The following is a 21,682-nucleotide window of genomic DNA, read 5'->3' on the forward strand; positions in this document are numbered from 1 at the left end:
CGTCAGGTTCGGCGGGGACCGCCGGCGCGGGCCCTGAGCACCACCAGACCGAGCGCGGCGGCGACCGTGACGCCCGCGACGGGCAGGGGCAGCAGCAGTGGGGAGGCCAGCGCCGCCACCAGCATCAGCATCGGGACCAGTAGCGTCGCCGGATCCGGTCGGTACGTCGGGGTGATCCGGTTCGCCTGCCAGGCCGGGGAGGGGCCGGCCCTCACGACGGGACCTTCTCGGGTTCGGTGGCGCCGTGCCCGCGTCCGACGTGCGCCTCGGCGCGCATCCGCTCGACCATGTGCGGGTAGTGCAGCTCGAACGCCGGGCGCTCCGAGCGGATCCGGGGCAGCTCGGTGAAGTTGTGCCGCGGCGGCGGGCAGCTGGTCGCCCACTCGAGGGAGTTGCCGTAGCCCCACGGGTCGTCGACGGTGACGATTTCGCCGTAGCGGTAGCTCTTGAAGACGTTCCAGATGAACGGCAGCGTGGAGGCGCCGAGGATGAACGCGCCGATCGTGGAGACCGCGTTGAGCATCGTGAAACTGTCGGAGGGCAGGTAGTCGGCGTAGCGGCGGGGCATGCCCTCGTTGCCGAGCCAGTGCTGCACCAGGAACGTGGTGTGGAAGCCGATGAAGGTGGTCCAGAAGTGCCGCTTGGCCAGGCGTTCGTCCATCAGCCGTCCGGTCATCTTCGGGAACCAGAAGTAGATGCCTGCGTAGGTGGCGAACACGATGGTGCCGAAGAGCACGTAGTGGAAGTGCGCGACGACGAAGTACGAGTCGTGCAACTGGAAGTCGAGGGGCGGGCTGGCGAGCAGGACGCCGGACAGCCCACCGAACAGGAACGTCACCAGGAAGCCGACGGAGAACAGCATCGGCGACTCGAACGTCAGCTGGCCCTTCCACATGGTGCCGATCCAGTTGAAGAACTTCACGCCGGTCGGGACCGCGATCAGGAACGTCATGAACGAGAAGAACGGCAGCAGCACCGCGCCGGTGGCGTACATGTGGTGCGCCCACACGGCGACCGACAGGGCGGCGATGCCGAGGGTCGCGTAGACCAGGCCGCTGTAGCCGAAGATCGGCTTACGCGAGAAGACCGGGAAGATCTCCGAGACGATGCCGAAGAACGGCAGCGCCAGCACGTACACCTCGGGGTGGCCGAAGAACCAGAACAGGTGCTGCCAGAGCAGGACTCCGCCGTTGGCGGGGTCGAAGACGTGGGAGCCGAGATGCCGGTCGACCCACAGGGCGATCAGTGCCGAGGCGAGCAGCGGGAAGATCATCAGGGCGAGCAGGCTCGCGACGAGCGTGTTCCAGGTGAAGATCGGCATCCGGAACATCGTCATGCCGGGGGCGCGCAGGCACACGATCGTCGAGATCAGGTTGACCGAGCCGAGGATGGTGCCGAGACCGCCGAGGGTCAGGCCGATGATCCACAGGTCGGCGCCGGCGCCGGGCGAGTGCACCGCGTCGGTGAGGGGAACGTAGGCGGTCCAGCCGAAGTCGGCGGCACCGCCGGGTGTGATGAAGCCGGCGGAGGCGATCAACCCGCCGAACAGGTACATCCAGTAGCTGGCCGCGTTCAGCCGGGGGAAGCAGACGTCCGGAGCGCCGATCTGCAGTGGCATCAGATAGTTCGCGAAGCCGAAGAAGATCGGTGTCGCGTACAGCAGCAGCATGACCGTGCCGTGCATCGTGAACAGCTGGTTGTACTGCTCGTTCGACAGGAACTGCATGCCGGGGACCGCGAGTTCGGTGCGGATCAGCAACGCCATCAGCCCGCCGACGAGGAAGAAGGCGAACGAGGTGACGATGTACATGATGCCGATCGTCTTGTGGTCGGTCGTGGTGAGGAGCCGCACGATCCACGACCCCTTCGGCGCCCTCGCCGGTACGGGCCGCGACGCCTCGATCGCCGGTGCGGTGCGGGGTGCGAGATCAACCATGGCGCATGCCCTCACGACCGTGGCGGACGGGTGCCGGGAGTCCGGGCTTTCTGTGCTCACGCATGGACCGGAATGATCGTCCGCCGTCCGAATGGGTGCCAGAGTCGAAGGTCCCGATGCCGAGGGGACGAGGATCACAGCCCGGGGCGAGCGGTTTGGTTCGGTGAATCGTGCTGGGCGACGGTAGGTTCCGTTGTGTGCGTGCGTCAGACGACGATGGCGACGATCAGGACCACGATGAGCACCGACACCACCGCGAGTGCCACGATCAGCGGCACGGGGAGGCCGGGCCCGCTGTTCTTCGGCTCGAACGCCGGGGGCCGCGGCGTTCGCGGACTGGGGCGGTGCACGGACTGCAGCGGCTCCGACTGGTCGACTGCGGGCAGGCCGCTGGCGGTGCTGGTGGGCAACCGGCGGGCCGGCCGGGAGGGGCCGCCGGTGGCGCCACGGCGTGCCCAGAACGGGACCGCTCCGTCCGAGTCCCGCAGCGGGGCGTCGAGCACGTAGGCGATGTTGCCGTCCGCGCCGACGGCGCTGCGCGCCAACAGGTCCCGGGCCTGAGCCATCGTCGGTCTGCGGGCCGGATCGGGTTCGAGCATGTGCAGCAGGGCATCGGTGATCTCCCCGCTGCGCGCCGGGCGCATGATCTGCGCCTTGGCGACCCGGTGCAGCAGGGCGATCGTGTCCTCGTCGATGCCGAACGGCGGTTGTCCCTCGGTCGCCGTGTACAGCGTGGCGCCGAGGGAGAACACGTCGGACGCCTCGGTCGGGTCTCCGCCGCGGGCCACCTCCGGCGCGAAATAGGCTGGGGTGCCGGTGATCACGGAGTTCTGTCCGGGCTGTGCGTCGCCCTTGGCGCGGGCGATGCCGAAGTCGCTGATCTTGACGGTGCCCGCGGCGAGCCCCCGGTCGGCGATCAGGATGTTGCCGGGCTTGACGTCGCGGTGGACGATGCCGGCGGCGTGTGCCTCGGTGAGCGCGTCGGCCACCTGGGCACCGATCTGGGCGACCTGCGTCGGCGGCAGCGTCTCGGTGACGTTCAGTGCTTGTGCCAGGCTGCGCGAGGGCATGTACTCCATCACCAGCCACGGGTCCTCGCGCTCGAGCGTGAAGTCGTACATCGCGATCGCGTGGGGATGGGTCAGGCGTGCGGCGAGCCGGCCCTCGCGCATGGCCCGGGCGCGGGTCTCCCTGGCCACCTCCGGGGTGAGGTCTGCGGGGAAGGTGACCTGCTTGATGGCGACCTCGCGGTCGAGCAGGGTGTCGTGGGCGAGCCAGACCGCTCCCATGCCGCCGCCGCCGAGTTTCGAGCGCAGTCGGTAGCGCCCGGCCACGAGGTGGTCGGGTCCGACTATTCGCTGCTCGTGCTGCGCCACACCGCGAGGGTAGACGACCGCCGTCCGGCGGCGTCGCTCGGCGCTGTGAACTGCGGTTACCCGCCGCCTTGACGCGGCACGGAGGACGGGCTTTACTTGAAGATGTTCGAATGAATGTTCGAATGATTGCCGGTGTGAGTGTCCGGTGTGAGTGTTCGGTGGTTCCGCGTCTTCCCCGCGGCGGTACCTCGGCCCGGTGTCGTGTGTGGATGCGTGTGGACGGAGCGTGTTGTGGGTGGGACGGGTCTCGCTGCCGACCTGGCCGGGTTGTCCCGGCAGGAACGGCTCGAGCAGTTGCGGCGCCGGATGGCCGCGGTGCCGGTGCGTGGCGAGGCGGTGGCGGCCCGGCCGGAGCGGGTGCCGGGAGTCGCCGAGCCCCCGGTCCTGCCGGTGCCCGAGGCGTTGGCCGGCCTGCTTCCCCGGGGTGGTCTTCCGCGTGGGTCGGTGGTCACCGTGTCGGGCTCGGGTTCGCTGCTGGTGGGCCTGCTCGCGTCGGTGACCGGATCCGGCGGGCACGCGGCCGTGATCGGGCACCCCCGGCTCGGGCTGCTCGCCGCGGCCGAGATGGGTGCCGAACTCGGCCGGCTGGCGGTGATCCCGGACCCGGGTCCCGACCCGGTCGAGGTCGCGGCGGTGCTCCTGGACGGGCTGGACCTGGTGGTGCTGGGACTTGCCGGGGCGGCGGTGTCGCCGTCGCGGGCGCGGGCGGTGGTGGCCCGGGCCCGCAGCAAGGGGTCGACGCTGGTCGTCACCGGCGGTCGCTGGAGCGGGGCGGAGATCCGGCTCGACGCCGCCGTCCGCGGTTACGACGGGCTGGGGGGTCCGGCGGGATGTGGTCGGGTGCGCGGGCTGCGGCTGGCGGTCGGTGCCGAGGGGCGGTCGTTCCGGCGGCGCACGGCCTGCGTAGGTCTGCGTTCGCGTCGTGGTCGGGTGGAGTGGGTTTCGGAAGCCGTTGAGCTGCAACGGCAGTCGATTTCCGAGAGCGGTGTGGCATGAGCGCCGGATCGCGGGTGCTGGCCCTGTGGTGCCCGGACTGGCCCGCGGTCGCCGCCGCCGCGGTCGCGGACCTGCCTGCGACCGAGCCGGTCGCGGTGGTCTCCGGCAACCGGGTGGTCGCGTGCTCGGCGACCGCCCGGGCCGAGGGGGTCACGCGAGGGCTGCGGCGGCGGGACGCGCAGGGTCGTTGTCCCCGGCTGCACGTGCTCGTCGCGGACGACGCCCGCGACGCCCGGATGTTCGAACCGGTGGCCGCGGCGGTCGACGCGGCGGCGCCCGGGGTCGAGGTGCTGCGTCCGGGGCTGCTGGTCCTCGCCGCATGCGGGGTCGCCCGGTACTTCGGCTCGGAGGAGGCTGCCGCGGAGAGATTGGTCGACGAGGTCGCGGCGGTCGGGGCGGAGTGTCAGGTGGGGGTGGCGGACGAGTTGTCGACCGCGGTGATCGCGGCCCGCCGGTCCGCGCTGGTGCCGCCCGGTGCCGGGGCCCGCTTCCTGGCCGGGCTCCCGGTCGCCGAACTCGCCGCCGAGCCGGCGCTGGCGGCACGCGAGCGGTCCGACCTGGTCGACCTGCTGCGCCGGCTCGGGCTGCGCACCATCGGGGACTTCGCGGCCCTGACGCCGGTGGCGGTCGCGTCCCGGTTCGGGGCGGACGCGGCAGCGGCGCACCGCAGTGCCCGCGGGGAGCCGGAGCGGCCGCCGTCGGGCCGGCCCCTGCCGCCCGACCTCGAGGTCGAGTTGCGGTGCGACCCGCCGGTGGACCGGGTGGATGCCGCCGCGTTCGCGGGCCGGATGTTGGCGGAACGGCTGCACACGAGACTGTCCGCGGCATCGGTGGCCTGCACGCGTCTGACCGTGCACGCGAGCACCGGTCACGGAGAACGCCTTTCGCGGACCTGGCGGTGCGCGGAGCCGCTGACTCCGGAGGGCACCGCGGACCGGGTGCGCTGGCAGCTGGACGGTTGGCTGACCGGTCGCAGCGAGTCCCGGCCCACCGCGGGCATCGAGGTGTTGCGGCTCGAACCGGTGGAGGTGGTCGACGCCGGCGCGCTGCAACTCGGACTGTGGGGTGGCGTCGGTGCCGAGGACGAGCGGGCCCGGCGCGCACTGATCCGGGTTCAGGGTCTGCTCGGCGGGGATGCGGTGCGGGTCGGGGTGCTCAGCGGCGGCCGCGGTCCGGGTGAGCGGGTCACGGTGCTGCCGCTGGGGGACGAACTGGTGCCGGGCGCCGATCCGGCGGCGCCGTGGCCCGGGCGTCTGCCCGAACCGGCACCCACCTCGGTGCTGCCCGTCCCGTCCCGGGTGCTGGTCGACGGGGCTGCCGGGGAGCCGGTGACGGTGACCGAGCGGGGCGAGTTCAGCGCGCGCCCGGTCCGGCTGCGATGGGGTGGTCGGAGTTGGGAGTTGCTCGGCCACGCCGGCCCGTGGTCGGTGGACGAGCGGTGGTGGGATCCGGGCGCGGCGCGCACGGCGTCGCGGGCGCAGGTCCTGCTCGGGCCCGTCGCCGGTGCCGCGGAGGGTGAGCCACGGGCGCTGCTGATGCTGTTCGACGGCGACGGATGGTGCGTCGAAGGGGTGTACGAGTGACCGCCGTGCCGGCGGTGTCCCGGGTGCAACGCGATCGCGGTGCCGCTCGCGGCCGGTGCCCTCGCGCCGTGGGGGTTCACCCTCCCGATGGAGGTCGGGGCGATCCTGATGTCGGCGTCCACGGTGGTGGTCGCGATCAACGCGCAGCTGCTGCGGCGGTTCGACCTGCGGCCCGAGGCGGTGCTCGGGAGGGCGGCCCGATAGCCTCGACCTCGAACACGAGCGGTGCGCAGGGGGTCCAGGACGATGATGACGGCAACGGCCACCTTCGCCGGCGTCGAGATCCACTACCGCGACTCCGGCGGTGCCGACCCGGTGCCGGTCCTGCTCGTGCACGGCATGGGTGGCGACGGACGCACGTGGGACCGGTTCGCCCGGGCGCTGACCACCCGCGGTCGCCGCGTCGTCGTCGTGGACCTGCGTGGTCACGGCCGCAGCGCGCACGCCTCCAGCTATCTGTTCGGCGAGTTCGGTGACGACATCCTCGCGTTGTGCGATCACCTCGGCCTCGACCGGGTGGACCTCGTCGGGCACTCCCTCGGCGGGCATGCGGTGTCCCTGGTCGCCCAGTCCCGGCCCGAGCTGGTGCGGCGTCTGGTGCTCGAGGAAGCACCGATTCCGCTGCGTGCGGGGGAGCAGATGGGGACGCTCGTGCGCCGGCTCCCGACGCCGGTCGAGTTGTGGCACGCGGTGACCAGCATGGTGCGCAGTCCGCGTGCGGCGCTCGCGTTCGACCGGTCGATGACCGGACCGGCGCTCGACCAGTTCCACACCCCGCACCCGGACTGGTGGGCCGCGCTGCCGTCGATCACCGCGTCGACGCTGCTGATCAGCGGCGGCCCCCGTGGGATGGTCGATCCGGCGCGTCTGGACGCCGCGCTGGCGGCGATCCCGGACAGCCGGACCGTGACGATCGAGGTCGGGCACAGCGTGCACCGCGACCGGCCCCGCGACTTCGAGACCACCGTCGCGCGGTTCCTCGGCGGCTGACCCGGGGCAGGTCTCCCAACTCCGGGACCGGCGCGCCGGGCGCCCGATCGCCGCTCGGCCGCGTTGTCGTCACCGACACGACCTCGGCATCGGCTCCTCCTTCGCCTCGCCGGACAGTTTCACGGGATGCATCCAGACGGAGTGGGAAGACACGCCCTAACCGCGCGGCCGCCAGCCGTCCAGGCTGCGCACGTAGGTCGCCGGCGGGGTGCCGACCGCGGCGGTGAACGCGCGCACCAGGTGCGCCTGATCGCTGAACCCCAACTGCTGGGCGAGGTCCGCCCACACGACGGGGGTGCCATCGTGCGCCTGCGCGGCGGCGTCGAGCAGGCGGTGCCGCTGGATCACCCATTTGGGACCGATCCCGACGTACTCGGTGAACAGCCGCTGCAGCGTCCGCGCGCTCGTGCCGGTCATCGCCGCGAGCTGGTCGACACGGTGCACCGAACGATCGGACTCGATCAGCGTGACGAGGCGGTCGACCTCGTCGACCGCCGGATCGGGTTGCGGTGCGAGGTGTTCCAGGTAGTCCTCGACCAGGGTGGTCATCGTGTCGTCGTCGGTGGTCGCGAGGGCGGCGGCGGCGACCGGGGCGTCGTCGGCGCCGACGAGGGGGCCGGCGGGTTGCACGGTGCCCTCCAGCGCGCCGACGCTCGATCGCAGGAACGGACGGAAGCCGCCGGCGCGGAATGCCACCCCAATGACGTGGCCGGTCCCGGACAGGGTGCGGTGGAACGGTGCCCGGTTCACGCCGTGCACCAGCAGGCGTCCGCGCTCGGCGGCGAGATGGATCTTCGGCTGCGGCAGGACCTGCTGGTCGCGGCTGTCCGGCACCACCCAGTGCACGATCCACAGGTAGTCGACGAACGGGCGCAACGACTCCCGGGGAAACCGCCGGGCCACGGCGATGGACTGCGCGGCCTCGTCGGGCCGCACGATCGCCTCCGGTACGCCGCGGGGTTCGCCGCTCGGGTCGGTCACGACGCCCAGCTTAGGATCGCGGCATGACACCGACCGCACTCGACCGCCGCCTCATCGGATGGTCCGTCGCGTACGTGCTCTCGCAGGCGAACATCGCGCGGTTGCTCGGGCGGACCGGGCCGACACTGCTCGCCAGCCAGACCGCGATGTCCGCGCGCGCCTACCGGAGCATCCTGGACAGCATGGACGAGGCGGAAACCGCCCGGTTCCGTAGCCATTTCGCGCCCGACATGGTGCACCCGGTGATCTACGCGGTCGCGTTGTACACGGGCGGGACGCTGCTCGCGCAGCTCACCGACCTGTCGCCGGGCACGCAGCGCGCCCTGCGGGTCGCGCCGGTCGTCGCGGCTGCGTGCGACTACGTCGAGAACGTGGTGGATCTGCACCTGCTCGACCATCGTGAGGCGATCACCGACACCCGGGTCCGCGCGATCTCCACGGTCAGCATCACCAAGTGGGTACTGAGCCTGGGGACGTTGGCGTATCTGACGCGGGGGTTCGTCCGGGTGTGGACCGGACGGCGCTGACCGGGCGCCGCGGCGTCGGGGCACAATGGCCGGGTGAGCCAGGCACCGCTGACCGACGACCGCGACCCGACCGTCCTCGGACCCCGCACCTGTTCGGCGCTCTCCGCCGTCGACGAGCCGTTGCCCGGGACGGCCGCTCAGGTCACGGCCTGGCTGTGCCTCGAGCATCCGGGGGCGTGGGGTCGGGACGTGTTCGCCGGGGACGCGTTCGGGCCCGACCTGTCCGCGCGCCTGCAGGCGCACACCGAGGCCGCCGGGGTCCGGCTGATGCTGATCCGGCGGCCCGGACGTACCGCGGCGGGTGAGCGTCGCACGGTCCTGTTCGCGCGGTCGGCGCCGGACGGGGTGTGGTGCGTCCGGTTCGAGGTCACGAGCGCGGCGGACCTGCTCGACCTCCCACTCACCGCGGCTGCCACTGCGCCGGAGTTCGGGGAGCCGGTCACCGGCCCGGTGGCACTGGTGTGTGCGCACGGCAAACGCGACCAGTGCTGTGCGGTGCTGGGCCGTCCCGTCGCCGCCGAGCTGAGCGCCGGATTCCCGGACGCGGTGTGGGAGTGCTCGCACACGGGCGGGCACCGGTTCGCCCCGTCGATGATCCTGCTGCCGACCGGGTACACGTACGGCCGGCTCGACGCCGCGGCGTCCGCCGAAGCGGTCACGGCCGCCGCTCACGGGCAGGTGTACCTGCCCGGGCTGCGCGGGCGCAGCTGTTGGTCGCCGGCCGGCCAGGTCGCGGAAATCGCGGTGCGGGAACGGGTTCCGGCGGGCCCGGACGACCTGACGGTGGCCGGGCCGGACACGGGCCTGGTGGTCCGGCACCGCGACGGCCGGTCGTGGACCGTGCCGGTCGGCAGGGTCGACCTGCCGCCGCGGCCGGCCAGCTGCGGTGCCGAGCCGAAGCCGGCGACCGCGCTCGTCGCCGGCACCGTCGCCCCGGTGGCGGACTGACCGCGATCCCCGGCCGCGCCGGGTCGGTGCCCGCGATCCCCGGCTGCGCCGGGTCAGTGCCCGATGCCGACCTTCTCGTGGACGCGGCGCATCCACGCCGGAGCCCACCAGTTCGCGTCGCCCATCAACTTGACCAGCGCCGGCACCAGCAGCATCCGCACCACCGTGGCGTCGATGATCAGCGCGATGATCATGCCGACCGCGAGGAAGCGCATGATCGACAGACCCGACAGCGCGAACGCGCCGGTGACGATGATCAGCAGTGCTGCGGCCGCGGTCACGATCCGGCCCGTGCGCGCGGTGCCGACCCGCACGGCCTCCTCGGTGCTCGCACCGTTCGCTCGCGCCTCGACCATCCGCGACATCAGGAACACCTCGTAGTCGGTGGACAGGCCGAACACCACCGCGAGGATCAGCACCACGAACGTCGGCTCGAGGGGGTTCGGGGACACGCCGAGCAGACCCGCTCCGTGGCCCTCCTGGAAGATCCAGGTGAGCAGACCGAACGTCGCGGCCAGGCTCAATCCGGCCATCGCGACCGCCTTGATCGGCAGCACCACCGATCCGAATGCGAGGAACAGCAGCACCAGTGTCGAGACCACCATGATCGTGATCATCAGCGGCAGGTGGTCGACGATCGACGAATTGGTGTCCTCGGTGAGGGCGGCGCCGCCGCCCACCATCACGTCGGTGCCCGCGGGCGGGTCGATCGCGCGCAGCTCCCGCACCGTGTCGGCGGGCGGTACGTCACTGACGAATGTCGCGTTCAGGACCGCGGCATCACCGGGCGTGGCGACCAGGCGCACCTGCGCGACGCCGTCGAGTTGGCGTGCCTCGCGGGTGAATTCGGCCAGCTGGGCGGTGGTCGGGGGGTTCCCGTTCTCGCCGCGGAGCAGCACGCTGGCGCCGTCGCCGGTGCTGGTGAACTCGGTCGCGAGCGTCTCGGCTGCGACCCGGGCCGGGTCGTCGGCCGGCAGCACGGTGTAGGTGACCTCGCCGAGGGCGACCCGCAGCAGCGGGGACGCGAGCACGAGCAGTCCGGCGATGATCGTGACCGTGAAGAACACGGGCCGACGCATCACCCCGGTCACCACCCGGCTCCAGAACCGGGCGGCGCGCTGCTCGCCACGTTCGACCGCGCCGCGGCGCCAGGCCAGGGCGTTGATCCGCCGGCCGAGGATCGCGAGGATCGCGGGCACGGCGGTGAGCGACAGCACGGCCGCGCTGGTGACCGCGGCGATCGCGCCGTAGCCGAGGGACCGGATCACCGGTTGCGGGAACACCAGCATCCCTGCGAACGCGCACACCAGCAGCAGCCCGGAGAACATCACCGTACGGCCCGCGGTGAGCACGGTTCGGCGCACCGCCTCTCCGGGATCGTCGCCCGCCGCGAGTTCCTCCCGGAAGCGGCTGACGACGAACAGGCCGTAGTCGATCGCCAGACCGAGGCCGAGCAGCGACGCCACGTTCAACGCGAACGAGCTGACCTCGGTGATCTCGGTGAGCAGGCGCAGCGTGCCGAGGGCGCTGAAGACGGTGAGCATGCCGACGAACACCGGCACCGCAGCCGCGGTGACCGTGCCGAAGACCACGACCAGCAGCAGCAGGGTGATCGGCAGGGCGATCGCCTCCGCTCGCACCAGATCCTGCTGCAGGTGCTGGTTGAACGAGTGGCCGACGAGGGTGCCACCGGCGAACTCGGTGTCGATGCCGGGCGGGTGCAGCGCCGCCGTCATCGCGTCCAGGTCGGCGAGTGTCGGGCCGGCGTCCCAGTCGACGAACACGGTGGTGATGGCCTTCGTGCCGTCCTCGGAGAGCAACGGTTTCGCGGACGCCGGGTCCACCGACCAGTAGGAGGTGACGGATTTCGTCGGCCATGCCGCGCGGAACTCGGTGAGCGACTGCTGTACCTCGGGGCCGATGTCCGCGGCGGTGCGGCCCGGCGGCACCGAGTAGATCGCGACGATGTCCGGTGACTGCTGGCCGAGTTCGCGGTCGATCAGCGTACTGACCTGCGCGGCTTCGGTGTTCGGATCGAAGTAGCCGCCCTGGCTCATCTTCCCGAACACCCCGAGGCCCCACAGTCCGGAGACCAGGACGGCAACGACGGCGAGGACGAGGACCCACCATTTCCGTGAGACGACGAATCTGGCCCAGCGCGTCATGGATCGGCTTCCTCCGGTCTCGGGTGGGGTCGACGGCGCCACGACTTTACAGACGGCGCACCGGCGGTCGGCGCCGGTGCGCTTTCGACGAGTGAAGCGGTCGACGCCACTCCTGACCGCGGGGCTTTCGCCACTGCCGTTGGCCAACCGAACGGACGGTAACGGGTAGGGCGCGGTTGGCCGGGTCCGCGGCCCGGACACGTGGATGTCGGTACGGCCGGGGACCTCGACGGATCTCGAGGATCCGTCCGTTTTCGGATGACGAGCCGCCACCGGGCCGACGGCGGCCTGGACCTCGGTACGGGGGAGCGCGCAGAGTGGAGTCATGGACGTCCCCGGGACGATGACCGGCTGGCGGGTGCGCAGACCCGGGCCGATGCGCAGTAGGCCGTTGGCACAGTTCACGATGCCGGTGCCGGACCCGGGGCCGGACGAGCTGCTCGTCCGGGTCCGGGTGTGCGGGGTGTGCCGGACGGACCTGCACGTCGCCGAGGGCGACCTGCAGCCGCACCGGCCGTCGGTGGTGCCGGGGCACGAGGTGGTCGGGGAGGTCGTCGCGTGGGGGAGCCGGGTCGGCGACGGGTTCGGGCTCGGGGACCGGGTCGGAATCGGCTGGTTGCGCCGCACGTGTGGTCGCTGCCGGTACTGCCTGCGTGGGGCCGAGAACCTGTGTCCCGACTCGCGATACACCGGGTGGGACGTCGACGGCGGGTACGCGCAGTATGCGGTGGTCCCCGCCGCGTTCGCGCACCGGCTGCCCGACGGGTATCTCGACGAGGAGCTGGCCCCGTTGCTGTGCGCCGGCATCATCGGTTTCCGCGCGCTGCAGTGCGCCGCGGTGCCCGACGGCGGCCGGCTCGGCATCTACGGGTTCGGGGGCAGTGCCCACCTCGCGGCGCAGGTGGCGCTCGCCCGCGGCGCCGAGGTGCACGTGATGACGCGCGGGGACCGGGCCCGCCGGCTCGCGGTCGAGCTGGGGGTGGCGTCGGTCCAGGGGCCGAGCGATCCGCCGCCGGTGCCGTTGGATTCGGCGATCCTGTTCGCTCCGGTCGGCACCCTCGTCCCGCCGGCGCTGGCGGCGCTCGACCGCGGCGGCACGCTCGCCGTCGCCGGGATCCACCTGACCGACGTGCCGCGGCTGAACTACGAGCGACACCTGTTCCAGGAGCGGACGTTGCGGTCCGTCACCGCGAACACCCGCGGCGATGCGCGCGAGTTCCTCGACTTCGCGGCACAGCACCGGCTTCTCGTCACCGCCAACGCCTACACCCTCGACGAGGCTGACCGCGCGCTCACCGACCTGAAGGAGGGACGCGTCGTCGGCGCCGCGGTGCTGATCGCGGGGTGAGCCGGCGGCGGGGGCGGCCTGGGTAGGCTGACGCGCATGGTGGACGACGGCCGGGCCCCTACCCTCGGCGAGCTGATCCGACAGCAGCGGGAGCTGGCGGCGGTGCCGATGCGCAAGTTCGCGGAGATGGTCGGGATCTCGAATCCCTATCTGTCCCAGATCGAACGCAACCTCCGTGAGCCCAGCGAGCAGGTGCTCGAGGCGATCGCCGAACACCTGCACATGTCTGCGGCCGTGCTGACCGCGCAGGCCCGTCGGGCCGATTCCCCCGCCGAGTCGGAGGTCGTCGCGGCGATCCGCCGGGACCCGGACCTGACGAAGGCGCAGCGGTCGGCGCTCGAGGAGATGTACGGAACCTTCGTCGAGGTGACCGTCGCGAAGCGGCGCCGAGGCGGAGCGGCGTCGACCGTGCGGACGGAATCGGTCGACTGAAACGGATCTGCCCCGGACGGCCGAGTGGGCCGTCCGGGGCAGAGTGTTGTTCTCTGTCGGGCTACTTGAGCGCCTCGCGCACCGCGGTCGTGGCGGCGGAGGTGATGCCCTTGACCAGGGAGGCCTGCGCGTCGACGACGGAGGTGACCAGGTCGATCCGGGATGCGGCCGCGATCGACTTCTGGAAGTCGAGGACGGACGTCACGGCCTTCTCGTAGGCGTCCACCGCGACGGTGCCGCTGAGCTTGGCCGCACCGAGGACGCTCTCGTTGAGTCCCTGCACCCGCTCCAGGTTCTCGTCGAAGGTCTTGGTGATCGACTCGACGCCGTCGGTGACGATGTTCTTGGCGGCGTTCTGGGCGCTGTTCTGGGCGCTGTTCTGGGTGGTGTTCTGGGTGGCCATGTGGGCTCCTTCGGTGGTCCGGGCGTGCTGTTAGCAAATTAGCACGATGACTGCTAACGGTCTAGTTCGGCGGTCACCCGAAGACGTAGGTGCCCGGCGCGTCACCGATCACGGGATGAGCGGCGGTGCCCATCGGCGGCGGTGCCTGCAACTCGCCGGCGCGGGCCCCGGACCACGTCGCCCAGTCCTCCCACCACGAGGCCGCGGTGGTCTGTGCCGACTCCCGCCACGACGTCGAATCCTCGGGCAGTGCAGTGGGATTCGACTCCGGGCTGCCGACGGCCTCGATCCGGGACTTCTTGCCCGGCGGGTTGACGATGCCGGCGATGTGCCCGCCGTTGGACAGCACGTAGCGGACCCGTCCCCCGAACAGGCGCGCCCCGGCGTACGACGAGGTCCACGGCACGATGTGGTCGTCGATCGCGCCGACGACGTACACGTCGCTGTTCACGTCGGCCAGCGAGATCTCCCGGCCGGCGATCTCGAATGTTCCCCCGGCCAAACGGTTCTCCCCGTAGAGCGTGCGCAGATAGGTGCTGTGCATCGCCGCGGGCATGCGGGTCGAGTCCTCGTTCCAGGCCAGCAGGTCGAACGCCGGCGGCTCCTCGCCCAGCATCCAGCGGCTGACCCAGTACCGGAAGATCAGGTCGTTCGCGCGCAGCAGGTCGAAGGTCAGCGACATGTTCGCGCCGTCGAGGTAGCCCTCGGTGGCCATCAGTGTGTCCAGGGCCTCGCGGGACTTCTCGTCGGACATCAGGCCCAGCTGGCCGGGTTCGGCGTAGTCGAGCAGAGTGTTCGCCAGCGTGAGCGTGCCCAGCCGCTGGTCACCCGTACCGGCGAGGTAGGCCGCCGCGATCGACGCCATCGCGCCGCCCAGGCACAGTCCGACGACGTCGATCTTCGGGGCCCCGGTGATCTCGCCGACCACGTCCATCGCCGCCGACACTCCGTGCGTGAGGTAGTCGTCGAACGACACGTCGCGCATCGACTCGTCGGGATTGCGGTAGGAGATGAGGAAGACGGTGCGGTGGTGCCGGACGGCCCACTCGACGAAGCTCCGGTCCGGCCCGATGTCCATGATGTAGTACTTGTTGATCCACGGCGGGCACGCCAGCAGCGGAGTCGCGTGCACCCGCTCGGTCTGTGGTGTGTACTGGATCAGCTCGATCAGATCGTTGCGGTACACCACCTTTCCGGGGGTGACGGCCATGTTCTCGCCGACCGTGTAGGCGCCGTCGGGCACCCGCTTGGGGCGGCCGCCGCGCTTGACGACGTCCTCGACCAGGTTCGACGCCCCGCGGGCCAGGCTCTTGCCGCCGGTCGTGATCGCCCGGGTCAGCACCTCCGGGTTGGTGATCGGGTTGTTGGTCGGCGCGGCGACGTCGAACAGCAGTTGCACGAACTGACGTGCCTTGGCCGTGGCGGCATCGTCGTCCGCGCCGGCCTCGACCAGGTCGTCGGCGTAGGAGCGGGTGGCCAGGTACGACCGCAGCACGCTGTAGTAGGCCGGATTGTCCCGCCACGCCGGATCGCGGAAGCGGGCGTCGTCGGGCAGCGTCGCCGCGCCGTCGGTCCCGATCGCGACGCAGGCGGCCTCGGCCGGGATGTGCGCGAGGTCGAGCGCGAACCGTCCGGTCGCGGCCGCGACGGCGTCCGGACGCCGTGCGGCGCACCGGGCGACCGATGCGGTCGAGGAGAGCCAGCCGACGGGGTCGACGCGTGCGGTGAGCTGCCGCTTCGTGAACTCAAGCACGGTCGCCTCCGGCCAGGTAGCGCAGGATCATCTGCGCGACGCACACCGGCCGTTCGACGCCGCTGGCGTCGAACGTGAGGGTCACCGCCAGCTGGTAGCCGCCGGCGCACGGTTCGACGGACGTCACCTCGGCGACCGCGCCGACGGACGAGCCGACCGGCACCGGTGCGGGGAATCGGACCTTGTCGAGTCCGTAGTTGATCACCTGTGCGCAGTCGGTGACCTCGAGCAGGCCGGAGAAGATCTCGACCGCGAGGGAGAGGGTGAGGTAACCGTGGGCGATCGTGGTCCCGAACGGCCCGCTGCGGGCGCGCTCCGGGTCGACGTGGATCCACTGGTGGTCGCCGGTGGCATCGGCGAACTGGCAGATCCGGTCCTGGGTGACCGGAATCCGGGACGACGCTCCGAGGCGGGTGCCCGCGAGGTCGGGAAGGTGCGCCATGGTGACGCGGTGCGTCGCCGGGCGGCTGGTTGTGGTGGCCATCGTATCCCCCTGGTACGTGGATTCGAGGTTCTCTCGAACCCCTGACAATTGTTGAGATTTGCACGGTTGAATCGCCGATCGTGGGCCGAGATCTCGGTGAGTGGGCAATTCACCCTCGGTGTGCCGCGAATTGGTGAATTCGCATCGATCGAGCGGGAGCATATAGCGGAGGCAATCGGTTCGCACATCGGGCTTCCCGCTGAGTTGCTGTACGAATGTCCAGTTCAAACCCGGTTTCAGCAGCCACCTGCGGTTGTGGCGAGCGCGTTTACGTGTTCCGTGGAGTGTCTCGGAAATTCCGTCACATATATTTGTGAAATGGATGCTCTGAAATTACTTCCGAGTATCGATTCGGCTTACCGGGTGGTCAGAATTCGCGTCACGGTAAATGTCGGAGTCGGGGCGCGTGGCGGCGGCCGGTTCGACGCGGAGGTCGACTCCGGGCGGTTGACGCGACGCGCGGGTGCATGCACCATAGAACACACGTTCGAAGCGTCTTCCCCGCTTCGGGTCCGTCGGCAGGTCCTGTCGACGCGGTCGAGCGGGAGGAGTGTGTGGTGGGGTGGAACAACGGCCCGCCGACGTGGTCGGAGCTCGAGCGGGTGCTCTCGGGTCGGCCGGGGCGCAACCCGCCCGAGGCGATGTACCCCGGCGACGGCAGTGACAGTCCGGCGTGGTCCCGCACGCGCGGCGCCTACCGGGGTGACGGAATTGCCCGGGGGGACGGCCCGGTCGTGCCCTACGCGGAGTTGCACACGCACTCCGCGTTCAGCTTCCTCGACGGTGCCGCCCAGCCGGAGGAACTGGTGGAGGAGGCGGTCCGGCTCGGTCTCGAGGCGGTGGCACTGACCGACCACGACGGGCTCTACGGGGTGGTCCGGTTCGCGGAGGCGGCCAAGGAGCTGTGCATGCGGACCGTGTTCGGTGCCGAACTGTCGCTTCCGGCGCGGGATTCCGTGTCGGCTCCGCCGCGTACCGGAACCCCGGACCCGGCCGGTACCCACCTGCTGGTGCTGGCCCGCGGGCAGGAGGGCTACCGGCGGCTGTCCCGGCAGATTGCCGCCGCGCACCTGGCCGGGGGGCAGAAGGGGCACCCGCGGTACGACCTGGACGCGCTGACCGAGGCCGCGGGCGGGCACTGGCAGATTCTCACGGGGTGCCGCAAGGGGCACGTCCGTGGCGCCCTCGCCGCCGGGGGAAGGTCCGCCGCTGAGGACGAATTACGTGGACTGGTCGAGAGATTCGGAGCGGATCGGGTCACCGTCGAGCTCACCGCGCAGGGGGTGGCCGAGGACGACGAGCGCAACGCCGCGCTGGCCGATCTCGCCCGCCGGTGCGGGCTCCCGGTGGTCGCGACCGCCGGCGCGCACTTCGCCGCACCCGACCGGCGCCGCCTGGCGATGGCGATGGCCGCGGTCCGGGCCCGGCAGTCCCTCGACGAGGCCGCCGGGTGGCTCGCGCCGACCGGGGGAGCGCACCTGCGATCCGGGGCCGAGATGACGCGCCTGTTCGCCGCCCATCCGACGGCGGTGCCGGCGGCGGCCGATCTCGGCCGGGAGTGCGCCTTCGACCTCGCGCTCATCGCGCCGAGTCTGCCGCCGTTCGACGTGCCCGACGGGCACACCGAGGACAGCTGGTTGCGGGAGTTGGCGGTGGCCGGGGCCCGCAGCCGATACGGTACCCCCGAGCAGCGGCCCGACGCCTACCGCCAGATCGAGCACGAGCTGGGTATCGTTGCGCAACTGGGATTTCCGGGCTACTTCCTGGTGGTCCACGACATCGTGTCGTTCTGCAAGCGCAGCGACATCCTCTGTCAGGGCCGGGGGTCGGCGGCCAACTCGGCGGTCTGCTACGCCATCGGCATCACCAACGTGGACCCGGTCGGCAACAAGCTCCTCTTCGAGCGGTTCCTGTCCCCGGAACGGGACGGTCCGCCGGACATCGACGTGGACATCGAATCGGACCGGCGGGAGGAGGCCATCCAGTACGTCTACAACCGGTACGGCCGCGAGTACGCCGCGCAGGTCGCGAACGTCATCACCTACCGCGGGAAGATGGCGGTCCGGGACATGGCCAGGGCGCTCGGCTACTCGCAGGGCCAGCAGGACGCGTGGAGCAAACAGGTCAGCCGATGGTCCGGCGTGAAAGACGAGAAGGGGACGGACATTCCGCAGGCCGTCCTCGACCTCGCCGGTCAGATCGAGGGGTTCCCACGGCATCTCGGCATCCACTCCGGAGGCATGGTGATCTGCGACCGGCCGATCGCGGACGTGTGCCCGGTCGAGTGGGCGCGGATGGAGAACCGCAGCGTCCTGCAGTGGGACAAGGACGACTGCGCGGCCGTCGGGCTGGTCAAGTTCGACCTGCTCGGTCTCGGCATGCTCTCTGCGCTGCACTACATGATCGACCTGGTCGCCGAGCACAAGGGCATCGAGGTGGACCTGGCGAAGCTGGACCTGTCCGAGGCGGCGGTCTACGAGATGCTCTGCCGCGCCGACTCGGTGGGTGTGTTCCAGGTCGAGTCCCGTGCCCAGATGGCGACGCTGCCGCGACTGAAGCCGCGCACGTTCTACGACCTGGTGGTCGAGGTCGCGTTGATCCGGCCGGGTCCGATCCAGGGCGGCTCGGTGCACCCGTACATCCGGCGGCGCAACGGCCGTGAGCCGGTCACCTACGACCACCCCAGCCTGGAGCACTCGCTCGAACGCACCCTCGGGGTCCCGCTGTTCCAGGAGCAGCTGATGCAGATGGCGGTCGACGTCGCCGGGTTCAGCGCCGCCGAGGCCGACCGGTTGCGGCGGGCGATGGGGTCGAAGCGGTCACCGCAGAAGATGGAACGTCTCAAGGGGCGGCTCTACGAGGGCATGCACGCCCGGCACGGCATCACCGGCGAGGTCGCCGACCGGATCTACGAGAAGCTGTACGCCTTCGCGAATTTCGGTTTCCCCGAAAGTCATTCGCAGTCGTTCGCCGCGCTGGTGTTCTACTCGGCGTGGTTCAAGCTGCATCACCCCGCGGCGTTCTGCGCCGGTCTGCTGCGCGCCCAGCCGATGGGGTTCTACTCGCCGCAGTCACTGGTCGCCGACGCCCGCAGGCACGGTGTCGTCGTGCACGGACCGGACGTGAACGCCGGCCTCGCGCACGCCGGTCTCGAGGCGGGTGGCACCGAGGTGCGGCTCGGGCTGGGGGAGGTGCGGCACATCGGGTCCGCACTGGCGGAGAAGATCGTCGCCGCGCGGGAGGAGGGTGGGCCGTTCGCCTCGCTGCTCGACCTGACCGGGCGGGTGGAGTTGAGCACCGCGCAGGCGGAGTCGCTGGCGACGGCGGGGGCGCTGGCCGGGTTCGCCGGGACTCGCAGGCAGGCGCTGTGGGCGGCCGGGGCTGCGGCCGGCGAGCGTCCGGACCGGCTGCCCGGCACCGGGGCCTCGGTGGCGGCGCCGGCCCTGCCCGGGATGAGCGACGTGGAACTGGCGGCCGCGGACGTGTGGGCGACCGGGGTCTCGCCGGACTCCTACCCCACCCAGTTCCTGCGGCCGCAGCTCGACGCGCTCGGGGTGGTCCCGGCGTCACGACTGCTCGCGGTGCCCGACGGCGATCGCGTCCTCGTCGGGGGAGCGGTCACGCACCGGCAGCGGCCCGCCACTGCGGCCGGCGTCACGTTCATCAACCTCGAGGACGAGACCGGGATGGTGAACGTCGTCTGCTCGGTCGGGTTGTGGGCCCGCTACCGCACCCTCGCGCACACGGCGCCGGCGCTGCTGGTGCGGGGCCGGGTGCAGAACGCGGAGGGCGCGGTGACCGTGGTCGCGGACCGGCTGCAGCGGATGGATCTGCGGATGGCCGGCACGTCGCGCGACTTCCGCTGAGCGGAGCGTGCGACGCGATCGTTGGCGCTGAGGGGAGCGTGCGACGCGATCGTTGGGTGCTGAGGGGAGCGTGCGACGCGATCGTTGGGTGCTGAGCGGAGCGTGCGAGGCGATCGTTGGGTGCCGAGTGTCGCGTGGTGACCTGCGCCACGTCCCCGCCGGTCGGGGAACAGCACCCGCTTGGAGGCCGTTCAAATACCCCAGGGGGTATGCTTGCTCTCGAATCGGACGAAGGGAGTCGACGTGAAGGTCGTCATCGTGGGTGGGGTCGCCGGCGGAATGTCCGCCGCGACCAGGTTGCGCCGGCTGAACGAGGACGCGCAGATCGTGGTGTTCGAGCGGGGTGCGCACGTCTCGTTCGCGAACTGCGGCCTGCCGTACTACGCGGGCGGCGTGATCGAGGACCGCGACGCGCTGCTGCTGCAGACGCCGGAGTCGCTCGCCGCGCGATTCGAACTCGACGTCCGCGTGCACACCGAGGTGATCTCGATCGATCCCGACGCCCGCACCGTCACCGTCCGCGACCTGAGCGCCGGCGACGAGACCGTCGAGTCCTACGACGAACTGGTCCTCAGCCCCGGCGCGAGCCCCATCGTCCCCGACCTGCCCGGTGTCGAGCGCGCGCTGGTGCTGCGCGACGTCGACGACGTCGACCGCCTCGTCGCCGCGATCGGTGACACCGCGCGCACGGCGGTGATCGTCGGTGCCGGCTTCATCGGGATCGAACTGGCCGAGAATCTGCGCCGCCGGGATCTCGAGGTCACCGTCGTCGAGCTCGCCGACCAGGTGCTCGGCCCGCTCGATCCGGAGATGGCAGCGCCGGTCGCGGACGAGCTGCGCGCGGGCGGGATCGGGCTCGAACTCGGCAACCAGGTCGCCGCGATCGGGCGCGGGGACGTCACGCTCGCCGACGGGCGGGTCCTGCCCGCCGACGTCGTGGTGATGGCGATCGGTGTGCGCCCGGAGTCGGCGCTCGTGGTCGCGGCAGGCATCGCGACCGGTCCGCGCGGCGGTATCGCCGTCGACGAGCTGATGCGCACCTCCGCCGAGCACGTCTACGCGGTCGGCGACGCGGTGGAGAAGGTCGACGCCGTCTCCGGCGAGCCCGGCCTGGTTCCCCTCGCGAACCCCGCGAACCGGCAGGGCCGGCTCGTCGCCGACGTGATCTCCGGGCTGCCCGTGCGGCCGCGCCGCGTCGTCGGTACCGCGATCGTCGGCGTGTTCTCGCTGATGGCCGCCGCGGTCGGCTGGAACGAGAAGCGACTGCGTGCGGCCGGGCGCCGGTACCGGGCGATTCACTCGCACCCGCAGTCGCACGCCGGGTACTACCCGGGCGCCCAGGGCATGTCCCTGAAGCTGCTCGTCGACCCGGACACCGACGCGATCCTCGGCGCCCAGGGTGTCGGTGGGGACGGCGTGGACAAGCGCATCGACGTGATCGCGACCGCGATGGTCGGTGGCATCACCGCGTCCGAACTCGCCGACCTCGAACTGGCGTACGCGCCGCAGTTCGGTTCCGCGAAGGATCCGGTGAACATGCTCGGTTACATCGCAGACAACCTGCGGGCCGGGACCGCCGCCACGATCCAGTGGCACGAGCTGCCCGCGACGCTCGCCGCCGGCGCCACGCTCGTCGACGTCCGCACCCCCGAGGAGTACGCGGCCGGGTCGATCCCCGGTTCCGTGAACATCGAACTCGACACGTTGCGGGCCAGGGCCGGTCAGCTGCCGGCCGGGGAGGTCGTCGTGACCTGCCAGGTCGGCCAGCGCGGGCACACCGCGGCCCGCATCCTGCGCCAGCTCGGCCACGACGTCCGCAACCTCGACGGCGGGTACCGCACCTGGCTCGCCGCGGGCGACCACGTCGACATCCTCGTCTGACCTTCGGGACACC

17 protein-coding genes and 1 pseudogene are annotated in these 21,682 nt (G+C 71.4%); 10 read left to right on the forward strand and 8 right to left on the reverse strand.

Annotation, left to right across the window (positions count from 1 at the left end; genetic code table 11):
* Nucleotides 1-2 precede the first annotated feature (2 nt).
* From ABD951_RS10590 to ABD951_RS10600, 3 genes are all read right to left on the reverse strand, one after another.
* Nucleotides 3-215 (reverse strand): hypothetical protein, encoded by a 213-nt coding sequence (locus ABD951_RS10590; RefSeq protein WP_345344449.1) that lies wholly within the window; start codon nt 213-215, stop codon nt 3-5.
* Nucleotides 212-1,936: an aa3-type cytochrome oxidase subunit I gene (gene ctaD, locus ABD951_RS10595; RefSeq protein ID WP_345344451.1), complete on the reverse strand. Its 1,725-nt coding sequence runs from the start codon at nt 1,934-1,936 to the stop codon at nt 212-214. The genes ABD951_RS10590 and ctaD overlap by 4 nt, the downstream gene beginning before the upstream one ends.
* Nucleotides 1,937-2,142: 206 nt before the next feature.
* Entirely contained in the window at nt 2,143-3,312 is a 1,170-nt protein-coding gene (locus ABD951_RS10600; RefSeq protein WP_345344453.1) for a serine/threonine-protein kinase, read from the reverse strand.
* A 231-nt stretch (nt 3,313-3,543) separates the two neighbouring features.
* Between ABD951_RS10600 and ABD951_RS10605 the strand changes: the two genes are divergently transcribed.
* The 4 genes and pseudogenes from ABD951_RS10605 (at nt 3,544) to ABD951_RS10620 (ending at nt 6,881) form a co-directional block, all read left to right on the forward strand.
* The gene (locus ABD951_RS10605; RefSeq protein ID WP_425569817.1) at nt 3,544-4,308 is read left to right on the forward strand and encodes a hypothetical protein; all 765 of its coding nucleotides are present in this window, start codon (nt 3,544-3,546) and stop codon (nt 4,306-4,308) included.
* Nucleotides 4,305-5,891 (forward strand): DNA polymerase Y family protein, encoded by a 1,587-nt coding sequence (locus ABD951_RS10610; RefSeq protein ID WP_345344455.1) that lies wholly within the window; start codon nt 4,305-4,307, stop codon nt 5,889-5,891. Before ABD951_RS10605 ends, ABD951_RS10610 begins: the two co-directional genes overlap by 4 nt.
* Nucleotides 5,892-5,912: 21 nt before the next feature.
* A pseudogene (locus ABD951_RS10615) lies at nt 5,913-6,095 on the forward strand (hypothetical protein); the annotation flags it as partial.
* Nucleotides 6,096-6,137: 42 nt separating this feature from the next.
* Nucleotides 6,138-6,881 (forward strand): alpha/beta fold hydrolase, encoded by a 744-nt coding sequence (locus tag ABD951_RS10620; protein WP_345344457.1) that lies wholly within the window; start codon nt 6,138-6,140, stop codon nt 6,879-6,881.
* A gap of 156 nt (nt 6,882-7,037) precedes the next feature.
* Here ABD951_RS10620 and ABD951_RS10625 read toward each other — a convergent pair whose 3' ends face one another.
* The gene (locus ABD951_RS10625; RefSeq protein ID WP_345344459.1) at nt 7,038-7,862 is read right to left on the reverse strand and encodes an AraC family transcriptional regulator; all 825 of its coding nucleotides are present in this window, start codon (nt 7,860-7,862) and stop codon (nt 7,038-7,040) included.
* A 23-nt stretch (nt 7,863-7,885) separates the two neighbouring features.
* Here ABD951_RS10625 and ABD951_RS10630 point away from each other — a divergent pair, with 23 nt between their 5' ends.
* Both ABD951_RS10630 and ABD951_RS10635 read left to right on the forward strand, forming a co-directional pair.
* A complete protein-coding gene (locus ABD951_RS10630; protein ID WP_345344461.1) occupies nt 7,886-8,389 on the forward strand; it encodes a hypothetical protein in 504 nt (167 codons plus the stop codon).
* Nucleotides 8,390-8,422: 33 nt separating this feature from the next.
* Nucleotides 8,423-9,337 (forward strand): ferredoxin family protein, encoded by a 915-nt coding sequence (locus ABD951_RS10635; RefSeq protein ID WP_345344463.1) that lies wholly within the window; start codon nt 8,423-8,425, stop codon nt 9,335-9,337.
* Between the two features lie 53 nt (nt 9,338-9,390).
* Here ABD951_RS10635 and ABD951_RS10640 read toward each other — a convergent pair whose 3' ends face one another.
* Nucleotides 9,391-11,502 carry an MMPL family transporter gene (locus ABD951_RS10640; RefSeq protein WP_345344465.1) on the reverse strand — a complete coding sequence of 704 codons (2,112 nt, stop codon included), beginning with the start codon at nt 11,500-11,502 and terminating at the stop codon, nt 9,391-9,393.
* 343 nt (nt 11,503-11,845) lie between these two features.
* Between ABD951_RS10640 and ABD951_RS10645 the strand changes: the two genes are divergently transcribed.
* Both ABD951_RS10645 and ABD951_RS10650 read left to right on the forward strand, forming a co-directional pair.
* Entirely contained in the window at nt 11,846-12,850 is a 1,005-nt protein-coding gene (locus ABD951_RS10645) for a zinc-binding alcohol dehydrogenase family protein (RefSeq protein ID WP_425569822.1), read from the forward strand.
* A gap of 36 nt (nt 12,851-12,886) precedes the next feature.
* Nucleotides 12,887-13,282, forward strand: coding sequence for a helix-turn-helix domain-containing protein (locus ABD951_RS10650; RefSeq protein ID WP_345344469.1), 396 nt, complete (start codon nt 12,887-12,889; stop codon nt 13,280-13,282).
* A gap of 61 nt (nt 13,283-13,343) precedes the next feature.
* On the opposite strand, the gene ABD951_RS10655 is transcribed toward ABD951_RS10650, so the two are convergent.
* The 3 genes from ABD951_RS10655 to ABD951_RS10665 form a co-directional block, all read right to left on the reverse strand.
* Nucleotides 13,344-13,685 carry a hypothetical protein gene (locus ABD951_RS10655; RefSeq protein ID WP_345344471.1) on the reverse strand — a complete coding sequence of 114 codons (342 nt, stop codon included), beginning with the start codon at nt 13,683-13,685 and terminating at the stop codon, nt 13,344-13,346.
* Between the two features lie 73 nt (nt 13,686-13,758).
* Nucleotides 13,759-15,438, reverse strand: a complete 1,680-nt coding sequence (locus ABD951_RS10660; RefSeq protein ID WP_345344473.1) for a PHA/PHB synthase family protein — start codon at nt 15,436-15,438, stop codon at nt 13,759-13,761.
* Complete coding sequence (locus ABD951_RS10665) at nt 15,431-15,922, reverse strand: MaoC family dehydratase (RefSeq protein WP_345344475.1); 492 nt, start codon at nt 15,920-15,922, stop codon at nt 15,431-15,433. Before ABD951_RS10665 ends, ABD951_RS10660 begins: the two co-directional genes overlap by 8 nt.
* A 557-nt stretch (nt 15,923-16,479) precedes the next feature.
* Here ABD951_RS10665 and ABD951_RS10670 point away from each other — a divergent pair.
* Nucleotides 16,480-19,788, forward strand: coding sequence for an error-prone DNA polymerase (locus tag ABD951_RS10670; protein ID WP_345344477.1), 3,309 nt, complete (start codon nt 16,480-16,482; stop codon nt 19,786-19,788).
* 243 nt (nt 19,789-20,031) lie between these two features.
* Complete coding sequence (locus ABD951_RS10675; protein WP_345344479.1) at nt 20,032-21,669, forward strand: FAD-dependent oxidoreductase; 1,638 nt, start codon at nt 20,032-20,034, stop codon at nt 21,667-21,669.
* Nucleotides 21,670-21,682 lie beyond the last annotated feature (13 nt).

Source organism: Rhodococcus olei (assembly GCF_039540555.1).
In the GTDB taxonomy this organism is placed as follows: domain Bacteria; phylum Actinomycetota; class Actinomycetes; order Mycobacteriales; family Mycobacteriaceae; genus Rhodococcus_G; species Rhodococcus_G olei.

Excerpts from the sequence above, each read along its gene's own strand:
- ABD951_RS10650 (WP_345344469.1), top strand. The coding sequence starts at position 12,887 with ATGGTGGACGACGGCCGGGCCCCTACCCTCGGCGAGCTGATCCGACAG.
- ABD951_RS10630 (WP_345344461.1), top strand. The coding sequence starts at position 7,886 with ATGACACCGACCGCACTCGACCGCCGCCTCATCGGATGGTCCGTCGCG.
- ABD951_RS10665 (WP_345344475.1), bottom strand. The coding sequence starts at position 15,922 with ATGGCCACCACAACCAGCCGCCCGGCGACGCACCGCGTCACCATGGCG.
- ctaD (WP_345344451.1), bottom strand. The coding sequence starts at position 1,936 with ATGGTTGATCTCGCACCCCGCACCGCACCGGCGATCGAGGCGTCGCGG.
- ABD951_RS10655 (WP_345344471.1), bottom strand. The coding sequence starts at position 13,685 with ATGGCCACCCAGAACACCACCCAGAACAGCGCCCAGAACAGCGCCCAG.
- ABD951_RS10620 (WP_345344457.1), top strand. The coding sequence starts at position 6,138 with ATGATGACGGCAACGGCCACCTTCGCCGGCGTCGAGATCCACTACCGC.
- ABD951_RS10645 (WP_425569822.1), top strand. The coding sequence starts at position 11,846 with ATGACCGGCTGGCGGGTGCGCAGACCCGGGCCGATGCGCAGTAGGCCG.
- ABD951_RS10610 (WP_345344455.1), top strand. The coding sequence starts at position 4,305 with ATGAGCGCCGGATCGCGGGTGCTGGCCCTGTGGTGCCCGGACTGGCCC.
- ABD951_RS10640 (WP_345344465.1), bottom strand. The coding sequence starts at position 11,502 with ATGACGCGCTGGGCCAGATTCGTCGTCTCACGGAAATGGTGGGTCCTC.